13 protein-coding genes are annotated in these 19,902 nt (G+C 66.0%); 8 read left to right on the top strand and 5 right to left on the bottom strand.

Annotated features, from left to right (window positions below):
- Positions 1–281: 281 nt before the first annotated feature.
- Positions 282–2,609 carry a DNA translocase FtsK gene (locus tag K6G35_RS03370; protein ID WP_495676092.1) on the bottom strand — a complete coding sequence of 776 codons (2,328 nt, stop codon included), beginning with the start codon at positions 2,607–2,609 and terminating at the stop codon, positions 282–284.
- A gap of 181 nt (positions 2,610–2,790) precedes the next feature.
- Between K6G35_RS03370 and trxB the strand changes: the two genes are divergently transcribed.
- The 3 genes from trxB to K6G35_RS03355 all read left to right on the top strand — a co-directional run bounded on the left by trxB (position 2,791) and on the right by K6G35_RS03355 (position 5,192).
- Positions 2,791–3,744, top strand: a complete 954-nt coding sequence (trxB, locus tag K6G35_RS03365; protein ID WP_008643597.1) for a thioredoxin-disulfide reductase — start codon at positions 2,791–2,793, stop codon at positions 3,742–3,744.
- A gap of 118 nt (positions 3,745–3,862) precedes the next feature.
- Entirely contained in the window at positions 3,863–4,537 is a 675-nt protein-coding gene (locus K6G35_RS03360; RefSeq protein ID WP_008643596.1) for a Smr/MutS family protein, read from the top strand.
- Positions 4,538–4,544: 7 nt separating this feature from the next.
- On the top strand, positions 4,545–5,192 hold the full coding sequence (locus K6G35_RS03355) for a trimeric intracellular cation channel family protein (protein WP_008643595.1): 648 nt from the start codon (positions 4,545–4,547) through the stop codon (positions 5,190–5,192).
- A gap of 69 nt (positions 5,193–5,261) precedes the next feature.
- On the opposite strand, the gene glnK is transcribed toward K6G35_RS03355, so the two are convergent.
- Together glnK and K6G35_RS03345 are read right to left on the bottom strand one after the other, a co-directional pair.
- Positions 5,262–5,600: a P-II family nitrogen regulator gene (gene glnK, locus K6G35_RS03350; protein WP_008643594.1), complete on the bottom strand. Its 339-nt coding sequence runs from the start codon at positions 5,598–5,600 to the stop codon at positions 5,262–5,264.
- A 113-nt stretch (positions 5,601–5,713) separates the two neighbouring features.
- On the bottom strand, positions 5,714–7,777 hold the full coding sequence (locus tag K6G35_RS03345) for an NAD(+) synthase (RefSeq protein WP_286879679.1): 2,064 nt from the start codon (positions 7,775–7,777) through the stop codon (positions 5,714–5,716).
- A 155-nt stretch (positions 7,778–7,932) separates the two neighbouring features.
- Here K6G35_RS03345 and K6G35_RS03340 point away from each other — a divergent pair, with 155 nt between their 5' ends.
- A complete protein-coding gene (locus tag K6G35_RS03340; protein ID WP_495676091.1) occupies positions 7,933–9,138 on the top strand; it encodes a GNAT family N-acetyltransferase in 1,206 nt (401 codons plus the stop codon).
- A 78-nt stretch (positions 9,139–9,216) separates the two neighbouring features.
- On the opposite strand, the gene ppa is transcribed toward K6G35_RS03340, so the two are convergent.
- Complete coding sequence (gene ppa / locus K6G35_RS03335) at positions 9,217–9,744, bottom strand: inorganic diphosphatase (RefSeq protein ID WP_024570732.1); 528 nt, start codon at positions 9,742–9,744, stop codon at positions 9,217–9,219.
- Positions 9,745–9,908: 164 nt separating this feature from the next.
- Here ppa and K6G35_RS03330 point away from each other — a divergent pair, with 164 nt between their 5' ends.
- The 4 genes from K6G35_RS03330 (at position 9,909) to K6G35_RS03315 (ending at position 13,832) form a co-directional block, all read left to right on the top strand.
- Positions 9,909–11,345 (top strand): aldehyde dehydrogenase family protein, encoded by a 1,437-nt coding sequence (locus K6G35_RS03330; RefSeq protein ID WP_495676090.1) that lies wholly within the window; start codon positions 9,909–9,911, stop codon positions 11,343–11,345.
- Complete coding sequence (locus tag K6G35_RS03325) at positions 11,338–11,577, top strand: hypothetical protein (RefSeq protein WP_008643588.1); 240 nt, start codon at positions 11,338–11,340, stop codon at positions 11,575–11,577. Before K6G35_RS03330 ends, K6G35_RS03325 begins: the two co-directional genes overlap by 8 nt.
- A 70-nt stretch (positions 11,578–11,647) precedes the next feature.
- The gene (locus K6G35_RS03320; protein WP_008643586.1) at positions 11,648–12,409 is read left to right on the top strand and encodes an SDR family oxidoreductase; all 762 of its coding nucleotides are present in this window, start codon (positions 11,648–11,650) and stop codon (positions 12,407–12,409) included.
- 109 nt (positions 12,410–12,518) lie between these two features.
- Positions 12,519–13,832: an MFS transporter gene (locus tag K6G35_RS03315; protein ID WP_008643585.1), complete on the top strand. Its 1,314-nt coding sequence runs from the start codon at positions 12,519–12,521 to the stop codon at positions 13,830–13,832.
- A gap of 72 nt (positions 13,833–13,904) precedes the next feature.
- Here K6G35_RS03315 and K6G35_RS03310 read toward each other — a convergent pair whose 3' ends face one another.
- Positions 13,905–19,883, bottom strand: coding sequence for an Hpt domain-containing protein (locus tag K6G35_RS03310; RefSeq protein WP_495676089.1), 5,979 nt, complete (start codon positions 19,881–19,883; stop codon positions 13,905–13,907).
- Positions 19,884–19,902: the final 19 nt, after the last annotated feature.

The raw sequence follows: 19,902 nt of genomic DNA, 5'->3' as shown, positions 1-19,902 counted from the left end.
TGAGTGGCTGATGCCCGGCGCTGGCCGGGATGTCGGGTTAGAGCCGGAGTCGGCGCCCTGAATTCCGCAGCGGCTTGTGAGCGGCGTAACGGTATATTAACCGTCACTTGCGAGGGGCCCGAAGCCGTGTGAAACGCGCTATGACGCGTTTCATCCTCCTCACGCCTTAGAAGCGCTGTCAAAATGATTCTGGCGTCGTTGCGCGGCCTTGCCGTACCACTTGTACTGTCTGCGGCCGCGCGTCTAGCCAGAACCGCTTTGCTTCATCTTGATAGCGCCTCTTACTCGTCGTGCGCGCCCGCGCCGGCCGGCACGAGGATGTCACGGTTGCCGTTGCCCGACATGGCCGAGACCAGTCCGGCCTTTTCCATGTCCTCGAGCAAGCGCGCCGCGCGGTTGTAGCCGATGCGCAGATGGCGCTGCACCAGCGAGATCGATGCGCGGCGATTCTTGATCACCACCTCCACGGCCTGATCGTAGAGCGGATCGGCCTCAGCGCCACCACCGCCAATCCCGGCACCGCCGCCCAGGCTATCGCCCGCGCCATCGCCGTCAACCAGACCGCCTTCGAGAATGCCCTCGATGTAGTTGGCTTCGCCGCTTTCCTTGAGCTTTTCGACCACGCGATGCACTTCCTCATCGGATACGAACGCCCCGTGGACACGCACCGGCAAGCCTGTGCCCGGCGCGAGGTAAAGCATGTCGCCCATGCCGAGCAGTGCTTCGGCGCCCTGCTGATCCAGAATCGTGCGCGAGTCGATCTTGCTGCTCACCTGGAATGCGATGCGCGTCGGCACGTTGGCCTTGATCAGGCCGGTAATCACGTCCACTGACGGCCGCTGCGTGGCCAGCACCAGGTGCAGGCCAGCCGCGCGCGCCTTCTGGGCGATCCGGGCGATCAGTTCCTCGACCTTCTTGCCGACCACCATCATCAGGTCGGCCAGTTCGTCGATCACGATCACGATCGTCGGCAGCCTGTCGAGCGGCTCCGGCGCGTCCGGCGTCAGGCTGAACGGGTTCGGAATCTTCTCTTCCCTGGCGGCGGCTTCGTCGATCTTCTTGTTGTAGCCGGCCAGATTGCGCACGCCGAGCTTGCTCATGAGCTTGTAGCGGCGCTCCATCTCGCCGACCGCCCAGTTCAGCGCGTTGCCGGCCTGGCGCATATCGGTGACCACCGGGCAGAGCAGATGCGGAATGCCTTCGTAGACACTCATTTCGAGCATCTTCGGGTCGATCAGGATCAGGCGAACCTGATCCGCCTTGGCCTTGTAGAGCAGCGACAGGATCATTGCGTTGATACCCACCGACTTGCCCGAGCCTGTGGTACCCGCCACCATGCAGTGCGGCATCCTGGCCAGATCGGCCACCATCGGCTTGCCGGCGATGTCCTTGCCGAGCGCCATGGTCAGGTGCGACACGCTCTCGTTGTAGACCTGTGAGCCCAGGATCTCAGACAAGCGCACGGTCTGGCGCTTCGGGTTCGGAAGCTCCAGACCCATGTAGTTCTTGCCCGGAATCGTCTCGACCACCCGGATCGACACCAGCGACAGGCTACGCGCCAGATCGCGGGCCAGATTGACCACCTGGCTGCCCTTGACGCCGGTGGCCGGCTCGATTTCGTAGCGCGTGATGACCGGGCCCGGATAGGCGGCCACGACCTTGACCTCCACGCCGAAGTCCTTGAGCTTCTTTTCGATCAGGCGCGAGGTGTATTCGAGCGTTTCGGCGCTGACCGTTTCCTGATGCGCAGGTATCGGGTCGAGCAGCGACAGCGGCGGCAGGTCCGAATCCTGGATATCGGCGAACAGCGGCTGCTGCTTCTCGCGCTCGACGCGCTCGTGCTTAGGCACCGCCTGCGGGCGCACGATCTGGATCGGCGGCGCCTCTTCCTGCCGGACGCGCTGCACTTCCACGGTCTCGGTGCGCTCCACCTTGGCAGCGGCGCCGATGATGCGGTCCTGCTTGTTCTCGCGGCGAGCCTTGATGCCCATGAACAGGGTTTCGACGAAGGCGCCGACGTGCTCGGCCACCGACAGCCACGAGAAATGGAAGAACAGGGACAGGCCGATCGCGAACAGCAGCAGCAACAGCAGCGTGGCGCCGGAGAAGCCGAGCGCAAGCTGCAGCCAGCCGCCCAGCAGGTCACCCAGCACGCCACCGGGCGCGCGCGGCAGGGCCGAGCGCAGCGGATACATGCGGATCGCCTCCAGGCCCATGCTGGACACCAGCGTCAGCCCGAAGCCAATCCAGCTGATGACCGTGCTGTGCTGCGGCTCCTGCACGCGCTCGGGCAGTTCGGCGGTCAGCTCGCGCCAGCCACGCCAGCAGCGGCGGATCAGCAACACGCTCCACCAGTAGGCCGAGAATCCGAAGATGAAGAACAGGACGTCGGCCACCCAGGCGCCCACACGTCCGCCAAGGTTATGGATGTCGGCCACCTGGCTCGCATGAGACCAGCCGGGATCGGCCTTGCTGTAGCTGGCCAGCACGCAGAGAAAGCCGAGCGTGACGGCCAGCAGCAGGAACCAGCGCACCTCGCCCAGCAGCTTGCCGATACGCGATGGAAGTGCCGACGGGTCGGTCCGGGTAGTCGTGGTAGCGCGCGCCATGCGTCAGGGTCGGTTCGAGAGTACGAAGTGAACGATGGCGGCCATTTTAACCTTGGCCGGGCTATCGCCCTCATTGGAATTTGCAACAGTCGGCAAAACGCCATGCCACTTATAATGGCGGTTTCGAGTGACACCGGCGCAACCACCGTGCCGGTGCACGCGCTGCCTACAGGAACGCATCATGTCCGCAAAACACGCAAAAGTGCTGATTCTCGGGTCTGGTCCGGCCGGCTACACCGCCGCCGTCTACGCTGCCCGCGCCAACCTGAACCCGGTGCTGATCACCGGCCTGGCCCAGGGCGGCCAGCTCATGACCACGACCGACGTGGAAAACTGGCCCGCCGATCCTAACGGCGTGCAGGGCCCGGACTTGATGCAGCGCTTCCTGGCGCACGCCGAACGCTTCAACACGGAAATCATCTTCGATCACATCCATACGGCCAAGCTGACGGAAAAGCCGATCCGCCTGATCGGCGATTCGGGCGAGTACACCTGCGACGCCCTGATCATCGCCACCGGCGCGTCCGCCCAGTACCTGGGCCTGCCGTCGGAAGAAGCCTTCATGGGCCGCGGTGTCTCGGCCTGCGCCACCTGCGACGGTTTCTTCTACAAGAACCAGGAAGTGGCCGTGATCGGTGGCGGCAACACCGCCGTGGAAGAAGCGCTCTATCTGTCCCATATCGCCAGCAAGGTCACGCTGATCCACCGCCGCGACAAGTTCCGCGCCGAGCCGATCCTGGTGGACCGCCTGATGCAGCGCGTGGAAGAAGGCCGGATCGCCCTGCGCTACGACAGCACGCTGGACGAAGTGCTGGGCGATGAGTCGGGCGTGACCGGCCTGCGCATCCGCGACACCAAGGACGCCGCCAAGACCGAGGATCTGAAGCTCGCCGGTGTGTTCGTGGCCATCGGCCACAAGCCGAACACCGACCTGTTCGAAGGCCAGCTCGAGATGAAGAACGGCTATATCGTGACCAAGAGCGGCCTGTCGGGCGACGCCACGGCCACCAACATCCCGGGCGTGTTCGCCGCCGGCGACGTGCAGGACCACGTCTACCGCCAGGCCATTACCAGCGCCGGCACGGGTTGCATGGCCGCGCTCGACGCGCAACGCTATGTGGAAGCGCTGAAGTAATCGCTCCCGGGTACCAGGTACTAGCGTCACCGAATCGGGCCGGTTTTTACCGGCCCGATTCCTTATTGGATTCCTTATAATCGACGCCGAGCCACCTGCCCCCTTAGAGAATCGCTCCATGTCGCACGGCGCCAAACCCACATCCAAGCCCCCCCAACGCATGGGCCTGCACGATCTGGCCACGGTGCGCGACGGCCTCAAGGCCGACGCCGAGCGCCGCGAAGCCGAGCGGCAAGCCGCCGAGGCCGCCGCCAGGCGCGCCGAGGAAGAAGCCAACGTGTTCCGCACCAGCGTCGGGCAGGTCAGCAACCTGCGCGACCGCAACCGCGTCGAGCATCCCGTGAAGAAGCCGACCCCGGAGCCGGTGCAAACCCGCCTCAACGACAAGGCCGTGCTCGAGGCATCGCTGTCCGATGAATTCGATGTCGAGAACCTGCTCGATATCGACGAGACGATGTCGTTCCGGCGCCCGGGCATCGGCGAGGACGTCATCAAGAAGCTGCGCCGCGGCGAATGGGTACCCCAGGACAAGGTCGACCTGCACGGCCTGCGCTCCGACGAGGCCCGCGAGGCGCTGGCCAACTTCCTGCGCCGATCGGTGCGCAACGGCGTGCGGTGCGTGCGCGTGATCCACGGCAAAGGCATCGGGTCGCCAGACAAGCTGCCGGTGCTCAAGGGCAAGGTACGTAGCTGGCTGGTCCAGAAGGAAGAAGTGATCGCCTTCGTCCAGGCACGCGAATCGCAGGGCGGCGCCGGCGCGCTGATGGTCCTGCTACGCCAGCCCAAGACCTGAGAACCGGATGCAATATCACCTGCCGTTCGATTTGCTGATGGGGCGACTGCCCCTGATCCTGCACGTGATGGAAGTGATCGGCGTGCTGGCGTTCGCCGTCTCCGGCGTGGTCGATGCCCGCAAGCAGCGGCTGGATGTGGTCGGCACCTTCGTCGTCGCATTCGCCACGGCATTTGGCGGCGGTACCTTGCGCGACGTGTTGCTCGACCGCCGGCCCTTCTACTGGGTGGACCACGAGTACTACGTCCTGCTGATCTTTGTGATGTCGTTGGGCGCGTCGTTCGTCCTGCGCGTGGCCAGCCGGGTGGCGTCGGACCGCACCATGCTGGTGGCCGATGCGATCGGGCTCGGATTGTTTTCGGTCACCGGCACCTCGCTGGCGCTGGTAGCGCAGATGACGCCGACCGTAGCGGTGATGATGGGCATCATTTCGGCGGTGTTCGGCGGCGTGGTGCGTGACGTGCTCTGCAACGAGGTGCCGATGATCCTGCGCGACCGCTCGCCGTATGCCACCTGTTCGTTCGTCGGCTGCTGGATCTACGTGGGGCTGACCTGGCTGCGTGCCGACCAGGAGGTGGCGCTGCTGGCCGGCGCGCTGGTCACGATGGGAATGCGGCTGGTGTCGGTGCAGTTTGGCTGGAAGCTGCCGAGCTAGCGCAAGCCCGCGACGCGACCCAAAACAAAAGGCCGGCATCTGCCGGCCTTTTTGCCATCTCAGTCTCGATCAGACTGCGGCTTCGTCCTGCTCGCCGGTACGAATGCGGATCACACGTTCGATCTCGGTCACGAAGATCTTGCCGTCACCGATCTTGCCGGTGTGGGCGGCCTTGACGATGGCGTCGAGCACCGTGTCGAGCTGGTTCTCGGCCACGACCACTTCGATCTTGATCTTCGGAAGGAAGTCGACCACGTACTCGGCTCCGCGATAGAGCTCGGTGTGGCCCTTCTGACGGCCAAAACCCTTGACTTCGGTCACCGTCAACCCCGTCACGCCGACGTCGGCCATTGCCTCACGCACTTCGTCGAGCTTGAACGGTTTGATGATGGCGGTAATCTGCTTCATGGCTGGCCTCTGTCTCTAAATATGTCGGAAGATGAAGGATTCTAGCCCGAAACACCACATGACGATTGCGGGCAGACCCACATTGCCCGCAATCGCACCCGATTTCTGCCGGTTCAATCCGGGATCCGCGCGAGATCCCGCATCCACACGACCGACTCGCCATCGCTCGGCGCGCGCCAGTCGCCGCGCGGGGAGAGCGAGCCGCCCGAGCCGACCTTGGGCGCGTTCGGAATACAGGAGCGCTTGAACTGGCTGGTGCGGAAGAAGCGGTCGACAAAGATACCGAGGACGCGCTTGATTTCGGGCAGTTGATAGACGTTGCGGGCCACATGAGGCCCGTTCGGCCACGTTCCACGCGCCGCGTCGCCCCAGGCATGAAGCGCCAGGAATGCGACCTTCGACGGCGTGAACCCGAAGCGCAGCGTGTAGTACAGGTTGAAATCCTGCAACTCGTACGGCCCGATAATCTGCTCGGTCTTCTGCTCGGGTGCCTTGTCCTGCCCGGCCGCGGTTGCCCCGCTGGGCACCAGTTCCGGGCTGATGTCGGTGGCCAGCACCGCCAGCAGCACATCCTGGCCTCCCTCGGCCACCTGCCCGGTCTCGGCCACCCAGCGCACCAGGTGGCTGATAAGCGTCTTGGGCACGCTGGCGTTGACGTTGTAGTGCGACATGTGGTCGCCCACGCCGTAGGTACACCAGCCCAGCGCCAGTTCGCTGAGATCGCCGGTGCCGATCACGATCGCATGGTTGTGATTCGCCAGCCGGAACAGATGGTTGGTGCGTTCACCGGCCTGCACGTTCTCGAACGTGACGTCGTAGACGGGCTCGCCGCGCGAATACGGATGATCCAGATCCGCGAGCATTGCCAGGCAACTCGGCCGGATATCGATCTCGCGCGCGGTGCAGCCCACCAGTTTCATCAGTTCGCGCGCCTGCTGCAGCGTGCGGTCGCTCGTGGCAAAGCCCGGCATCGTATAGGCCAGGATGTTCGAGCGGGGCAGGCCGAGCCGGTCCATCGCCTTGGCGCATACCAGCAGGGCATGCGTGGAATCGAGCCCGCCCGAGACGCCGATCACCACCTTCGAGATCTTGCTCGACGACAGCCGCTGCACCAGCGCCTGCACCTGGATGTTGTAGACCTCCATGCAGCGCTCGTCGCGCTGGCGCGGGTCCGACGGCACATACGGGAAACGCGCCACCTTGCGTTGGAGCGGCATGGCCTGCGTGGACGGCACGTCGATGTGGAACGACACGGTGTCAAAGCGTTCCACTTCCTCGCGGTGGCGGCGCACCGACTGGCCAAACGACGTCTGGTGCATCCGCTCGCGCGACAGCCGCTCGAGGTCGACATCGGCGAACAGCAGGTGAGAGCTGTCGGCAAACCGCTCCGATTCGCCCAGCAGTTCACCGTTTTCATAGATCAGCGCCTGGCCATCCCAGGCCAGATCGGTCGTCGATTCGCCCTTGCCGGCGGACGTGTACAGGTACGCGGCCAGGCAGCGCGCCGACTGCTGCGACACGAGCTGATGGCGATACCCCGACTTGCCAATCACGATATTCGATGCCGACAGGTTCACGAGTACGGTGGCACCGGCCAGCGCGGCAAACGACGACGGGGGAATCGGCACCCAGACGTCTTCGCAGATCTCCGCATGGAAGCGGAAAAATGGAATGCTCTCGATCTCGAACAGCAGATCGGCACCGAACGGCACCTCCGCGCCGAGCAGCGAGACCAGCGGCGTGGCCGCGCAGTCCGCGGAGCTGAACTGGCGTGCCTCATAGAATTCCCAGTAATTGGGCAGATAGCTCTTGGGCACCACGCCCTGAATCTTGCCGCCGGCCACAACCACCGCGCAGTTGAACAGCTGGTGCTCCACCAGTACCGGCAGGCCGACGATCAGCGCCGCATTGATCCCGGCCGACGCCTCCACGATCCGTTGCAGCGCCAGTTCGCATTCGCGCAGCAGCGCCCGCTGGTGAAACAGGTCATCGCACGTGTAAGCCGACAGGCCCAGTTCCGGAAACGCCACCAGCACGGCGCCGCCGTCGGCCGCCTGGCGCGCCAGCAGGATCGTCTGCTCGGCATTGAAGGCCGGATCGGCCACGCGGCACTCGGGCACGCCCACGGCCACGCGCGCGAAGCCGTGGGAATAGAGGTTGAAGAACGGGTGAGTCATGGATGGCCCAGGATTGGGGGGCTGAGGATGCCTGCATTCTACGACGCACACGCGGCACGTGCTGCCCCGCATCCTGCGCCGCAGCATCGTTTCCGGTAGACTCGACCAGCACCTGGCCGTGGACAACCCGCCCTCCCCCGCCCTCCCCAGTATTCATGAGCGAATCGCGCCTCAGCCCCAACTACCGCACGGAAATCGTGCAGGACCTTGCCGACATCGACGCCAACGACTGGGATGCGCTGCTCGCCGCGCAGGCCGAGCCCACGCCGTTCCTGCGCCACGCGTTCCTGCAGGCGCTGCACGCCAGCGGCAGCGCCACGGACGAAACCGGATGGTCGCCGCGCTTCCTGGCGCTGTGGGTGCCCGACGGCAAGGAACCGGGCCGGGACCAGCTGGCTGCGGCAATGCCGCTCTACGCCAAATCCCATTCCTACGGCGAGTACGTGTTCGACTGGGCCTGGGCCGATGCCTACCGCCAGCACGGCATCCCCTACTACCCAAAATGGCTGGCCGCGATTCCGTTCACACCGGTGCGTGGCGCGCGGCTGCTGGCCGAGGATGAACTGTCGCGCCGAGTGCTGCTGCGCTTCGCGCTGGCGCTGGCCCAGGAGAGCGAGCTCTCGTCGCTCCACGTGCTGTTTCCGTCGGACCATGAAGCCGACCTGATGGACGAGGCCGGGATGATGATGCGCCACGGCGTGCAGTTCCACTGGACCAATCCGGGCTACGAGAACTTTGACGCGTTCCTGGCCACGCTATCGCAGAAGAAGCGCAAGAACATCCGCGCCGAGCGCCGTCGCGTGACGGAGGCCGGCATCACGTTCCGCCATCTGCGCGGGGCCGACATCGACGACGATGCGTGGAAGCTGTTCAACCGCTGCTATCGCCAGACCTACCGCGATCACCACTCCACGCCCTACCTGAACCTCGATTTCTTCCGCCGCATCGGCGCGGCGATGCCCGAGCACCTGCTGCTGGTGATAGCCGAGCGCGAAGGCCGCGACATCGCCAGTTCACTGCTGGTCTACGATGCCGATCCGGCGGTCAGCACGCTGTACGGCCGCTACTGGGGCGCGCTGGAACACCATCCCTGCCTGCATTTCGAGACTGCCTACTACCAGCCACTGGAGTTCTGCATCCGCGAAGGCATCGGCACGTTCGAAGGCGGCGCGCAGGGGGAACACAAGATGGCGCGCGGCTTCCTGCCCGTGGCCACGCGCTCCGCGCACTGGCTGGCGCACCCGTCGTTCGCCGACGCGGTCGAGCGCTTCCTGGAGCGGGAGCGTCAAGGGATCGATGCGTATATGGATGAGTTGAACGAGCGGAATCCGTTCGCGGGCGCGCGCGCGTACCGAGAGTAGCGCGTGTAGCGCGTAGTCCCCGGCAACAAAAAAACCCGCCAGATGGCGGGTTTCTTCGACAACGCGGCAGGCAGCGAATTACTTCTTGAAGTTCGCCACGCCGTCGCTGATTTCCTTGTGGGCTTCTTCGATGCCAGCCCAGCCTTCCACCTTGACCCACTTGCCGGCTTCGAGTGCCTTGTAGTTCTCGAAGAAGTGCTTGATCTGGTCGAGCGTATTTTGCGGCACATCCGACAGGCCCTTCATGTGGGCGGTAGCCGGGCACAGCTTGTCCATGGGGATGGCCACGAGTTTGGCGTCCACGCCCGACTCGTCGGTCATCTTCAGCATGCCCAGTGCACGGCAGCGCACAACGGCGCCGGCCAGGATCGGGAACGGGGTGATGACCAGCACATCCACCGGGTCGCCGTCGCCCGACAGCGTTTGCGGGATGAAGCCGTAGTTGGCCGGGTAGCGCATGCCGGTGCCGATGAAGCGGTCCACGAACAGCAGGCCGGTCTCCTTGTCGGCCTCGTACTTCACGGGATCGCTCTGGGCCGAGATCTCGATGATGACGTTGAAATCGTTGGGAAGGTCCTTGCCCGGGGAGACGAGGTTGAAGCTCATGAGAGTTCTCCGAATGCCTGTGTGTTGGGATGGCCGGCATTATAGCGGTTTGCTTCTTACCTCTGGCTGACATCCGGGTGCCTTGCACGCCCCGCGCGGTGCGCGATAATGCGGCATTCCCGAATTCAGCAATGGCTCCATAACGGAGCCCGTGGAGACCCCGCATGCACGCCCAGCATTTTGTCGCCAACCGCCTGATCGCCCCGGACTCCGGCCTGCGCATCAAGGTGTTCGACCCGTCCAGCGGCCAACCCTTCGCCGAGATCGCCCGCGGCAACGCCACGGACGTCAACGTGGCCGTCCACGCGGCCCGCCGGGCGTTCGACGGCGCCTGGGGCGCGATGTCCCCTGCCGACCGCGTGCGTCTGCTGAACCGCGTGGCGCTCACCTTGATAGCGCATGAGGACGAACTGGCCGCGCTGGAAGCACGCGACACCGGCAAGCCGCTGCGCCAGGCCCGTGCCGACGCACGGGCGGTGGCACGCTACTTCGAGTTCTACGCGGGCGCGGCAGACAAGCTGCATGGTCAGACGATCCCCTATCAGGCCGGCTATACCGTCCTGACCGTGCGCGAGCCGCATGGCGTAACCGGCCACATCATCCCGTGGAACTACCCGCTGCAGATCTTCGGCCGCAGCGTGGGCGCGGCGCTGGCCGCCGGCAACGCGTGCGTGATCAAGCCGGCCGAGGATGCCTGCCTGTCGCTGCTGCGCGTGGCCGAACTGGCCGCCGAGGCCGGCCTGCCCGAAGGCGCCCTGAACATCGTCACCGGTTACGGCCACGAGGCGGGCGCGGCACTGGCCCGGCACCCCGGCATCAACCATATTTCGCTCACAGGATCGCCCGAAACCGGCAAGCTCGTATCCCAGCTCGCGGCCGAAAACCATGTGCCGGTGACGCTGGAACTCGGCGGCAAGTCGCCGCAAATCGTCTTTGCCGATGCCGACCTCGACGCGCTGCTGCCCGTGGTGGTCAACGGCATCGTGCAGAATGCGGGCCAGACCTGCTCGGCGGGCAGCCGCCTGCTGGTGGAACGTCCGGTCTACGAGGAGTTGCTCGACCGCGTCGCCAGCGTCTTCGAATCGCTGCGCGTGGGCCCATCGGAACTCGATCTCGAATGCGGCCCGCTGATCAGCCGCAAGCAGCAGCAGCGTGTCTGGGACTTCGTCTCCGATGCGCAGCACGCCGGCATCTCCGTGATGGCGCAGGGCCAGATCGTGGCGGAAGCGCCTGAGTCCGGCTACTACCAGGTGCCGATGCTGTTCCGCGACGTGCCGGCCACGCACCGGCTGGCGCAGGAGGAAGTCTTCGGCCCGCTGCTGGCGGCCATGCCGTTCGATACCGAGGACGAAGCCCTGCAACTGGCCAACGGCACCGCGTACGGCCTCGTGGCCGGGGTCTGGACGCGCGACGGCGGGCGGCAGTTGCGCCTGGCGCGCAAGCTGCGCGCGGGCCAGGTATTCATCAACAACTATGGCGCCGGCGGCGGCGTCGAGCTGCCGTTCGGCGGCACCGGCCAGTCAGGCTACGGCCGCGAGAAGGGCTTCGAGGCCCTGTACGGATTCACCACTCTGAAAACCATTGCCATTCAACATGGGTAACATCAATTTCCTGTCGGTCGCGTTCGCCATCTTCTTTTTCTGGATGGCCTGGCACGTGAGAAACAAGCGCGCCACGAACCCGTCCGGCATGCCGCGCCTGCAAGTCTTCAAACGCAAATGGGGCGAGTCGCTGGGGGATCGCATCCACTGGTGCCTTTATGTCGCCCTGCCCTTCCTGCTGGCCATCATGATGGTCGGCAATGCATTGCGGGGCAAAGGCCCCTTCCACTGAGCATCCGTAGCTGGACGGTTACCAGGCGCGGCATGCACCGCGTCCGGACCACAATCACAGGAGACAAACGATGGCCAGACTGTCTGGAAAGGTAGCGGTAGTCACAGGTGGGGGTTCGGGCTTTGGCGAGGGCATCGCGCACACGTTCGCGCGCGAAGGCGCCAGCGTGATGGTGGCCGACCTGAACCTGGAAGCCGCCGAGCGTGTGGCGGCGGCCATCCGCGAGGCAGGAGGCCAGGCGCGCGCGATGCGTGCCGACGTGTCGCAGGGCGATGACGTGGCCGCGATGCGCGATGCGACGCTGGCCGCGTTCGGCGACGTCCACTGCGTGGTCAACAACGCCGGCACGACCCATCGCAACAAGCCGATCCTGGAAGTCACCGAAGCCGAGTTCGATCGCGTCTACGCGGTCAACGTCAAGAGCATCTACTGGTCCGCGCATCACTTCATCCCACATTTCCGCAAGCGCGGCGGCGGCAATTTCGTCAACGTGGCCTCCACCGCCGGCATTCGCCCCCGCCCCGGGCTGGTCTGGTACAACGGCAGCAAGGGCGCGGTCATCGTCGCCAGCAAGGCCATGGCCGCCGAGCTTGGCCCCGACAATATCCGCGTCAACTGCGTCAACCCCGTCATCGGCGCCACCGGCCTGCTCGAACAGTTCATGGGCCTGCCTGACACCCCGGAGAACCGCGCGAAGTTCCTGGCCACAATCCCGATGGGTCGCATGTCGACACCGCAGGACGTGGCCAACGCCTGCCTGTACCTGGCATCAGACGAAGCCGCGTTCATCACCGGCACCTGCATCGAAGTCGATGGAGGACGCTGCGTCTGATCCACACCCCGGATTCACATCCGATGTGAATCCGAGTCGCCCCCGATTCGTTTTTCCAACCCAGCGGTAACGTCGTATCCCAAAGCAAAACCCGAAAGAGGAGACAGCAATGACAACGACCGCAGTCAGTTCCGGCGCGCAAGACGCCGGCTTCGAGGACGCCACCTACCGCAAGGTGAGCTGGCGCCTGGTGCCCTTCCTGTTGCTCTGTTACGTGGTGGCCTATCTGGACCGCGTCAACGTGGGCTTCGCGAAGCTGCAGATGCTCAACGACCTCAAGTTCAGCGAGACGATCTACGGCCTCGGCGCGGGCATCTTCTTTATCGGCTACTTCATCTTCGAAGTGCCGAGCAACGTGATCCTGCACAAGGTGGGGGCGCGCATCTGGATCGCGCGGATCATGATCACCTGGGGCCTGATCTCGGCGGCGATGATGTTCGTCACCACGCCGATGATGTTCTACGTGCTGCGCTTTCTGCTGGGCGTGGCGGAAGCGGGTTTCTTCCCCGGCATCATCCTGTACCTGACCTACTGGTACCCGGCCAGCCGGCGCGGACGCACGACCACGTACTTCATGACGGCCATCGCGCTGTCCGGCGTGATCGGTGGCCCGCTGTCCGGGTGGCTGATGCAATCGTTCGACGGCCACAACGGCTGGTCGGGATGGCAATGGATGTTCCTGGTCGAAGGCATCCCGTCGATCCTGGTGGGCCTGTGGGTGCTGGCGTATCTCGACGACCGCATCACCCACGCCAAGTGGCTGACCGATGACGAGAAGGCGCTGCTCCAGCGGAATATCGCCAGCGAGGACCAGCACAAGGAAGACCCGCCCGTGGCCCAGGTGCTGTCGAGCCCGCGCGTGTGGCTGATGAGCGCGATCTACTTCAGCTTCGTGATGGGCCTGTATGGCGTGAGCTTCTGGCTGCCGACGATCATCAAGCAGACCGGCGTGAAGGGGGCGCTCGACGTGGGCCTGCTGACCGCGATCCCCTACGGGTGCGCGGTGATCGGGATGATCCTGTTCGCGCGCAGCGCCGACCGTCGCGGCGAGCGGCGCTGGCATATCGCGATTCCGGCGCTGGCCGGCGCGGTGGGTCTGGTGCTGTCGGTGCAATGGCACAGCGACACGACCATGGCGATGGTGGCCCTGACGATCGCCACGATTGGCATCCTGACCACGCTGCCGCTGTTCTGGAGCCTGCCGACGTCCTTCCTGGCCGGAACCGGCGCCGCCGCGGGCATCGCGCTGATCAATTCCCTCGGAAATCTGGCTGGCTTCCTGAGCCCCTACGCGGTGGGCTGGCTCAAGGACATGACGCAAAGTACCGACTCAGGCATGTACCTGCTGGCGGTCTGCATGGTGGTGGGCGCTGCGCTGACGCTGTCGGTGCCGGCGCGGATGGTGAATCAGAAGAAGGATTGAGGGATAGAAGGTTTGGGTTGAAGCGCCGCTCTCCCGTAGGACGGGAGAGCGGCGCCGGCCGAAGCGAACGGCTTACGACTCGCCCAACATCTGCGCCACCGACCCGGCCGCTGCAGCGGCCTTCTCGCCGATCAGCTGCTGCAGCGTGCGCAGCAATTCATCCTCGTTGAACGGCTTGCCCAGGTACACGTTCACGCCAATCTCCGCGGCATAGCGACGGTGCTTCTCCGCAGTGCGCGAGGTGATCATCACCAGCGGCATCTGGCTCGTGCGGTTGTCGGCGCGAACATTGCGCGTCAGGTCGAAACCGTCCATGTTCGGCATCTCGATGTCGACGAGCATCGCATCGGGCATCACTTCCTGTAGCTGACGCAGTGCGTCGACGCCGTCGCGGGCCAGCACCACTTGGTAGCCGGCACGCGTCAACAGCCGCTGGCTGGCCTTGCGCACGGTCAGCGAGTCGTCCACCACCATCACGGTCGGCTGTGTGATCAGACCCGCCACGGGCACCGCTTCGCCATTGCCCGCAAACTCGGCCACGGCGCCCATCGTCTCCGGCGCCCGCAGGTGTACCGGCGCGGACGGCGCCACGCCGCCGCGCTCGCGCATCCACCGCTGCGCCAGCACCACCGGGTTGTAGATCAGCACGATCTCGCCATCGCCCAGCGTGGTTGCGCCGGCAATGCCTTCCAGGCGAGCCAGATGCGGGCCGATGTGCTTCACCACCACTTCGCGGTTACCGATCACTTCGTCCACGTGCACGGCCACGCGCTCGGCGCCCGAACGCACCACCACCACCGGCGAGTACTTGCGGCCCGACGCCATCGGCGCGGTTTCCTCCAGCAGCGCGCCGAAGTAGTAGAACGGCGCATCCGCGCCCGCAGGACCAAAGCGGCGGGCATTGTAGGCATCGAGCAGCGGCTTTTCGCGCAGCTGGTGCACCTGGTCGATCATGCCGCTCGGGATGGCGTACAGACGTCCACCCAACGAGACCAGCAGCACCTGCGTGATAGCCGTGGTCAGCGGCAGATGCACCGTGAAACTGGTGCCCCGTCCAACTTCCGTCGAGAGCGTGATACGGCCACCCAGCGCCACCGTCTCCGATCGCACCACGTCCATGCCAACGCCCCGGCCCGCGAGTTCGGACACCGCATCGGCCGTCGTAAAGCCCGGCGCGAAGATCATCTCGGTCAGGCGTGCGTCGCTGGCATCCTCGTCATGCGCCAGCAGGTGCCGCGCCACCGCGCGTTGACGAATGCGAGCAAGGTCAAGGCCGCCACCGTCGTCGAAGAACGTCAGCACGACCTCGTTGCCTTCCTGCTGCACTTCCAGCGTCAGCGCGCCCGTGGCCGACTTGCCGGCGGCACGACGCGCGTCGGCCGGCTCGATGCCATGCACCACGGCATTGCGGATCAGGTGTTCGATCGGGCCAGCCATGCGGTCCAGCACCGAGCGGTCGATTTCCACCGTGCCGCCCTTGATCAGCAGGCGCACTTCCTTGCCAGTCTCGGTCGCGGATTGCCGCGCCACGCGGTAGAGACGCTCGGCCAGCGCATCGAACTGCACCATGCGAGCCTGCATCAGCCCGCGCTGCAAGCCACGCGTGAGTCGCGCCTGCGCTGCCAGGTCGCCCGACGCGCGGTCAAAGCCGCGCTGCAGGTTCTGCTCCACGGTCGCCACGTCGTTCACCGACTCGGCCATCATCCGCGTCAGTTCCTGGAAGCGCGTGAAGCGGTCGAACTCGAGCGGGTCGAATTCCTGGTTTTGCTGCGCGTCGGCGATGCGCGATGCCATCTGCGTCTCGGCCTGGATTTCGATCTCGCGAAGCTGCATCCGCAGACGCGCGACGTTATCGTTCAGTTCACCGAGGTAGCTGCGCAGCGCCAGCAGTTCGCTATCCAGACGCGCTCGCGTCGCGCCCACTTCACCCGCATCGTTGATCAGCGTATCGAGCGCGCGGGCCTGCACCCGCACCAGCGCGCGCTGGCGATCGGCATCGGTCGGCAGGTTCGCCGGCACCGGCATCGCCTGCGGCGCGGCCGGTAGCAGATCCTGCGTAGGCTGCTGCGTCACGTCCATCGACACCACCGATGTAACCGGCACAGCCGGCACGGCGGATTCGGGCTCGGCCGCGATCAGCCCGTTGACCACATCGGCATCGTCCACCGGCAGCAGCCGGCCGCTCTGCAACGCATCAACGTGCGCGAGGATGCGGTCGTACCAGGCATAGAGGCGGCCGAATAACTCCGGCGCCATGCGCTGGCCACGCACGCTCGCTTCGAGCAGCGTTTCCATTTCGTGCGCGGCCTGACCCAGGGCCATCGCGCCAGCCATGCGCGCGCTGCCCTTCAGCGTGTGCAGCCCGCGCAGGATCAGCCCGCCGTGCTGGGTATCGGCAGGTGCGGATTCCCAGGTGCGCAACATCTTGCCGAGGTCGGGCAGACTGCCTTGTGCTTCCTCAAGGAAGATCTCCACCAGTGCCGGATCGAGTGACGAGGCGTCGGTCGACAAGTCGACCTGCGGTGCGTCAAGTACGTCAGGAGCGCCCGGCGATACGTGCGCGACGGCTGCCGACTCATGGCGCGGCGTCGGCAACGAAATCACCACCGCATCATGCACCGGCGTCTCGGCGTCGGCCGGACCGACTGTCGTCAGCGTTGGCGCCGAGACCGGCGGGAGCGATGTGATCGGCGTCAGCTTGACCGGCGGAAGGTTCGTCACCGCGTGCGGCTCGGGCAATTCCCGCAGATCGGCATCATCGGTATCTTCAGCAGGCTGCGACTGACCGAACAATCGCGCGACCGAGCCCACCTGTCCCGACACATCGGTCTCCGGCACCGCTGCGCGCGGGCGCATCAGCGCTCGCTCGCCAAAATCGTTCAGGTCGCGGACGACCGCGGCATCGGCATCAGGCCAGATGCCCGCGGCGAACTGGTGCAGCATGCCACGCAGCCGTTCGACGGCCTGCTCCAGCAAGCGGAAATCGCCCGGATGCATCGCGACCGGGTGCCGGCCCAGCAGCAGCAGAAGCTGCTCCAGCGCCTCGGCGATCTCGCGCACCGGCTCCAGGCCCACCGTCGACGCGCTGCCCTGCAGCGTGTGAGCCACGCGCAGCGCAAGCTCGCTCGGACAAGGATGTTCCTCGTGCTTCCACTCGGACAGATCGGTCGCGAACTGCCGCAGCAGATCGTCGGCTTCCTGCAGGTAGACGTTGTAGAGCGGCAGTCCGATCCGGACCGGGCCAATCACCTTGTAGTTGTCGTCGTCGCTGGCGAGTCCGCCGGACAGGCGGAACGGCAGCACGTTGTCCTCGACCGGAACCTCCTCCGCAGCCACATCTGGCTGCGCGGCCGGCAGCGTCAGCAGCGCATCGAGCGGGTCCAGCGGCGCAGTTGCCTCAACGGCAGCGTCGACGACCGCGTGGGCCGGCGCCGAGTCTGGATCGCGCACACGCTGCGCGGCGGCAACGAGTCCGGCGATGTCCCGTACGGTCGACGGGTCCTGCTGCAACGCCTGCGCCCATTCGCGCAGCAGATCGTGTGCCTGGTGCAGCAGCACGAGCAGTTCGGGCTGCGGCTCGCGTGCTTCGGCAATCCACAGATTCATGACCTGTTCGACGGCCCACGCGGCTTCGCCGTAGCGGCTCAGGCCAACCATGCGGCTGGAGCCCTTGAGCGTATGGAAGCCGCGACGCACGCGGCTCAGCACATCGGTATCGCGCAGTGCCTCGAGCCCGCCCTGCACGTCGGCGGCGATACTCCCGAGCACCTCTTCGGCCTCGGAGAGGAAAATCTCAAGCAGCTCGGCGTCGATCGCTTCGGCATCCACCGGCATCGGCGCGGCGGCCGGCGCCACGGTGGCTGCGGGTGCTGCAGCCGTCGCCGGCAGTGGATCGGCCAGTGCCACGATCATACGTTCGGCCGCCGAATCGCTGCCGGCCAGCCATGCATGGAGTTGCGTGGTGGCTTCGCTGGCCTGACGCCGCAGTGCTGCGTCGTCGTCGATGGCGGCCTGATCGGAGACCGCCTGCAACGCGCCGCGCAGCCGCTGGATCTCTGGCGAGTCGGCGCCTGCCGCGACGCGGATCGCATCCATGGCCGCGCCACGCGCCACCGCCAGCACGCCCTGCGGCGCCGGATCGCGATGCTGCAAGTCCGCGTAGATGTCGTCTTCCGTGACATCGGCCTTGGCCCGTCCAAACTCCAGCAGATCGGCAAAGGCATGTACCGCGCCAAGCTCGGCGGCGATATCGGACAGCATCGCGATGCGCGACGCTTCCTCGACAGTTCCGGGCAGGACTTCCAGCCACCGCAGCACGGTCCGCACCGCTTCCAGCGCCGCCTCCGCCGCTTCGTCGATGCCATCCCGCATCGCCGCGCTGACGTACACGCGCTCGAGCGTGGCAAGCAGGGATTCGAATGCCTGTCTGGCATCGGCCAATGCTTCGCTGGCGTCAGGACGCGCCGCGTTGCGATCATACGTATCGAGCCATGATTCGCCGCTGTCGAGTTGCGCGCGCAACTGAGCGACCGCTTCCGCACGCATTGCCTGGGCACTGGCGGCCTCGACCATCCCGGCGAGCCAGGCCGGTGCCTGGGCATCGGGATTGGCCAGGCAGGCAGCCAGCGCGTCGCAGCGCTGCGCGAATTCCTGTGCCGATGCGTGACCTGACTTGCCATGCACACGCCACGGCATTGCCAGCGCCTGCGACAGGAACAGCGCCACGCCAGCACGGCCCAGCGCGTCGTTCGACGGACGGCGGCCCGCATGAGCAGCCACCGCGGTCAGGCATTGCTCCAAAGCCGGTTGAGCAAGCGGCAGCGCCGCTTCGGCGAGCGAGGCCACCGCCAGCTCCCAGCCGGCCTGATCCTCGCCTGCCGCACGCTCGATCGACCGCGCGGCCTGCTGCAGATTGCGGGTGTCGATGGCATCGAGCCAGCCGTAGTAGCGCTGGCGGAAGTCGGCACGCGCCACCACATGCGCCGGGTCGACACGATATGCCTGCAGGCTGCGAGCGATATCGGCGCGCAGCACCTGCACGGCAACTTGCACGGCGGGCGTCGCGATGTCGTCGGATTCATCGGCGGCCAGCCCGGTGCTGACCAGGAAGAAAATCGCATCGTTCAACAGCGCCTGCGGCACGCGCACCTGGCCTTGCAGGTACTGGCGCACCAGCAGGTGCGTGCGTGCAGCGAAACGCTTGGCCAGCAGATCGGACGGCAGCAGGCCATGAGCGAGGCCACGGAACACCATGGCCAGCGTATGCCAGATACCGCGATCAGGCGTGTCTGTGGCGCGGCGCGCCTCCTGCTCCTGGTTGCGCACGTCGTCGAGCGCCAGTTGCAGCGGCAGCCAGGCCTCGCGCAGCATGGACGTGTCCGGGCACGGCGCGGGCAAGCGCAGCGCGCGCAGCAAGGCAGCCTCGAAGCGCTGGCGCGCCCGGGTGACGGCCGATGCCGAAAGCGTAGGCAGCACGATACCCGGCAGCATCTGCAGCTCATCGAGCCACAGGTCCGCCGGATGCACGCGCTCTTCCTTCATCAGGTTCAACGCGGTGGCATAGGGCTGGTACAGGCGCAGCGGGTCTTCGGCATCGCCCGCCATCAGGTCGTCGACGTACTCGGCCAGCGCCTGCGCGCCGGTGCGGAACACCACGAGCGTTTCCTGGCTGGCGGGCACCGTGCCGGCGTCGATGGCCTCGAGCAGGCGGCGCAATGCCTGGCAATAGGCATCCACGCCGCGCAGCCCGACGATATGCACCGCGCCTGCGGCCTGATGCAGTTGCTGGCCGGCCAGCCGCAGCGAAGTGGTATCGCGCGCGCCCAACGCCTCCGGCGTCTGCTGGATCTCGTCCACGTAGTGGCCGAGTTCGATGGCGGCATCGTCGAGCGCGGTACGCAGGCTTGGCGCGAGCCAGGCCAGCACCGACAGGTCGCGCTGCGGCGCGGCGGGTGCCTCCGCCGCCGGAACGGGAGCAGGCTCCGGCGTGGATGACAGTTGCGCCGCGGCCGCCTCGGCCACTTCGCTCGACAGGATGGTATTGAAAGACATGACCAGTTCCGTTGCGCCC

This window comes from Cupriavidus sp. HY129 (assembly GCF_059492215.1).
This window is presented reverse-complemented; position numbering and strand designations above follow the sequence as displayed.

Coding starts and splice junctions, on each gene's coding strand:
- trxB (WP_008643597.1), top strand. CDS start 2,791: ATGTCCGCAAAACACGCAAAAGTGCTGATTCTCGGGTCTGGTCCGGCC.
- glnK (WP_008643594.1), bottom strand. CDS start 5,600: ATGAAGCAGATTACCGCCATCATCAAACCGTTCAAGCTCGACGAAGTG.
- K6G35_RS03325 (WP_008643588.1), top strand. CDS start 11,338: ATGGGTAACATCAATTTCCTGTCGGTCGCGTTCGCCATCTTCTTTTTC.
- K6G35_RS03345 (WP_286879679.1), bottom strand. CDS start 7,777: ATGACTCACCCGTTCTTCAACCTCTATTCCCACGGCTTCGCGCGCGTG.
- K6G35_RS03360 (WP_008643596.1), top strand. CDS start 3,863: ATGTCGCACGGCGCCAAACCCACATCCAAGCCCCCCCAACGCATGGGC.
- ppa (WP_024570732.1), bottom strand. CDS start 9,744: ATGAGCTTCAACCTCGTCTCCCCGGGCAAGGACCTTCCCAACGATTTC.
- K6G35_RS03330 (WP_495676090.1), top strand. CDS start 9,909: ATGCACGCCCAGCATTTTGTCGCCAACCGCCTGATCGCCCCGGACTCC.
- K6G35_RS03310 (WP_495676089.1), bottom strand. CDS start 19,883: ATGTCTTTCAATACCATCCTGTCGAGCGAAGTGGCCGAGGCGGCCGCG.
- K6G35_RS03355 (WP_008643595.1), top strand. CDS start 4,545: ATGCAATATCACCTGCCGTTCGATTTGCTGATGGGGCGACTGCCCCTG.
- K6G35_RS03320 (WP_008643586.1), top strand. CDS start 11,648: ATGGCCAGACTGTCTGGAAAGGTAGCGGTAGTCACAGGTGGGGGTTCG.
- K6G35_RS03370 (WP_495676092.1), bottom strand. CDS start 2,609: ATGGCGCGCGCTACCACGACTACCCGGACCGACCCGTCGGCACTTCCA.
- K6G35_RS03315 (WP_008643585.1), top strand. CDS start 12,519: ATGACAACGACCGCAGTCAGTTCCGGCGCGCAAGACGCCGGCTTCGAG.
- K6G35_RS03340 (WP_495676091.1), top strand. CDS start 7,933: ATGAGCGAATCGCGCCTCAGCCCCAACTACCGCACGGAAATCGTGCAG.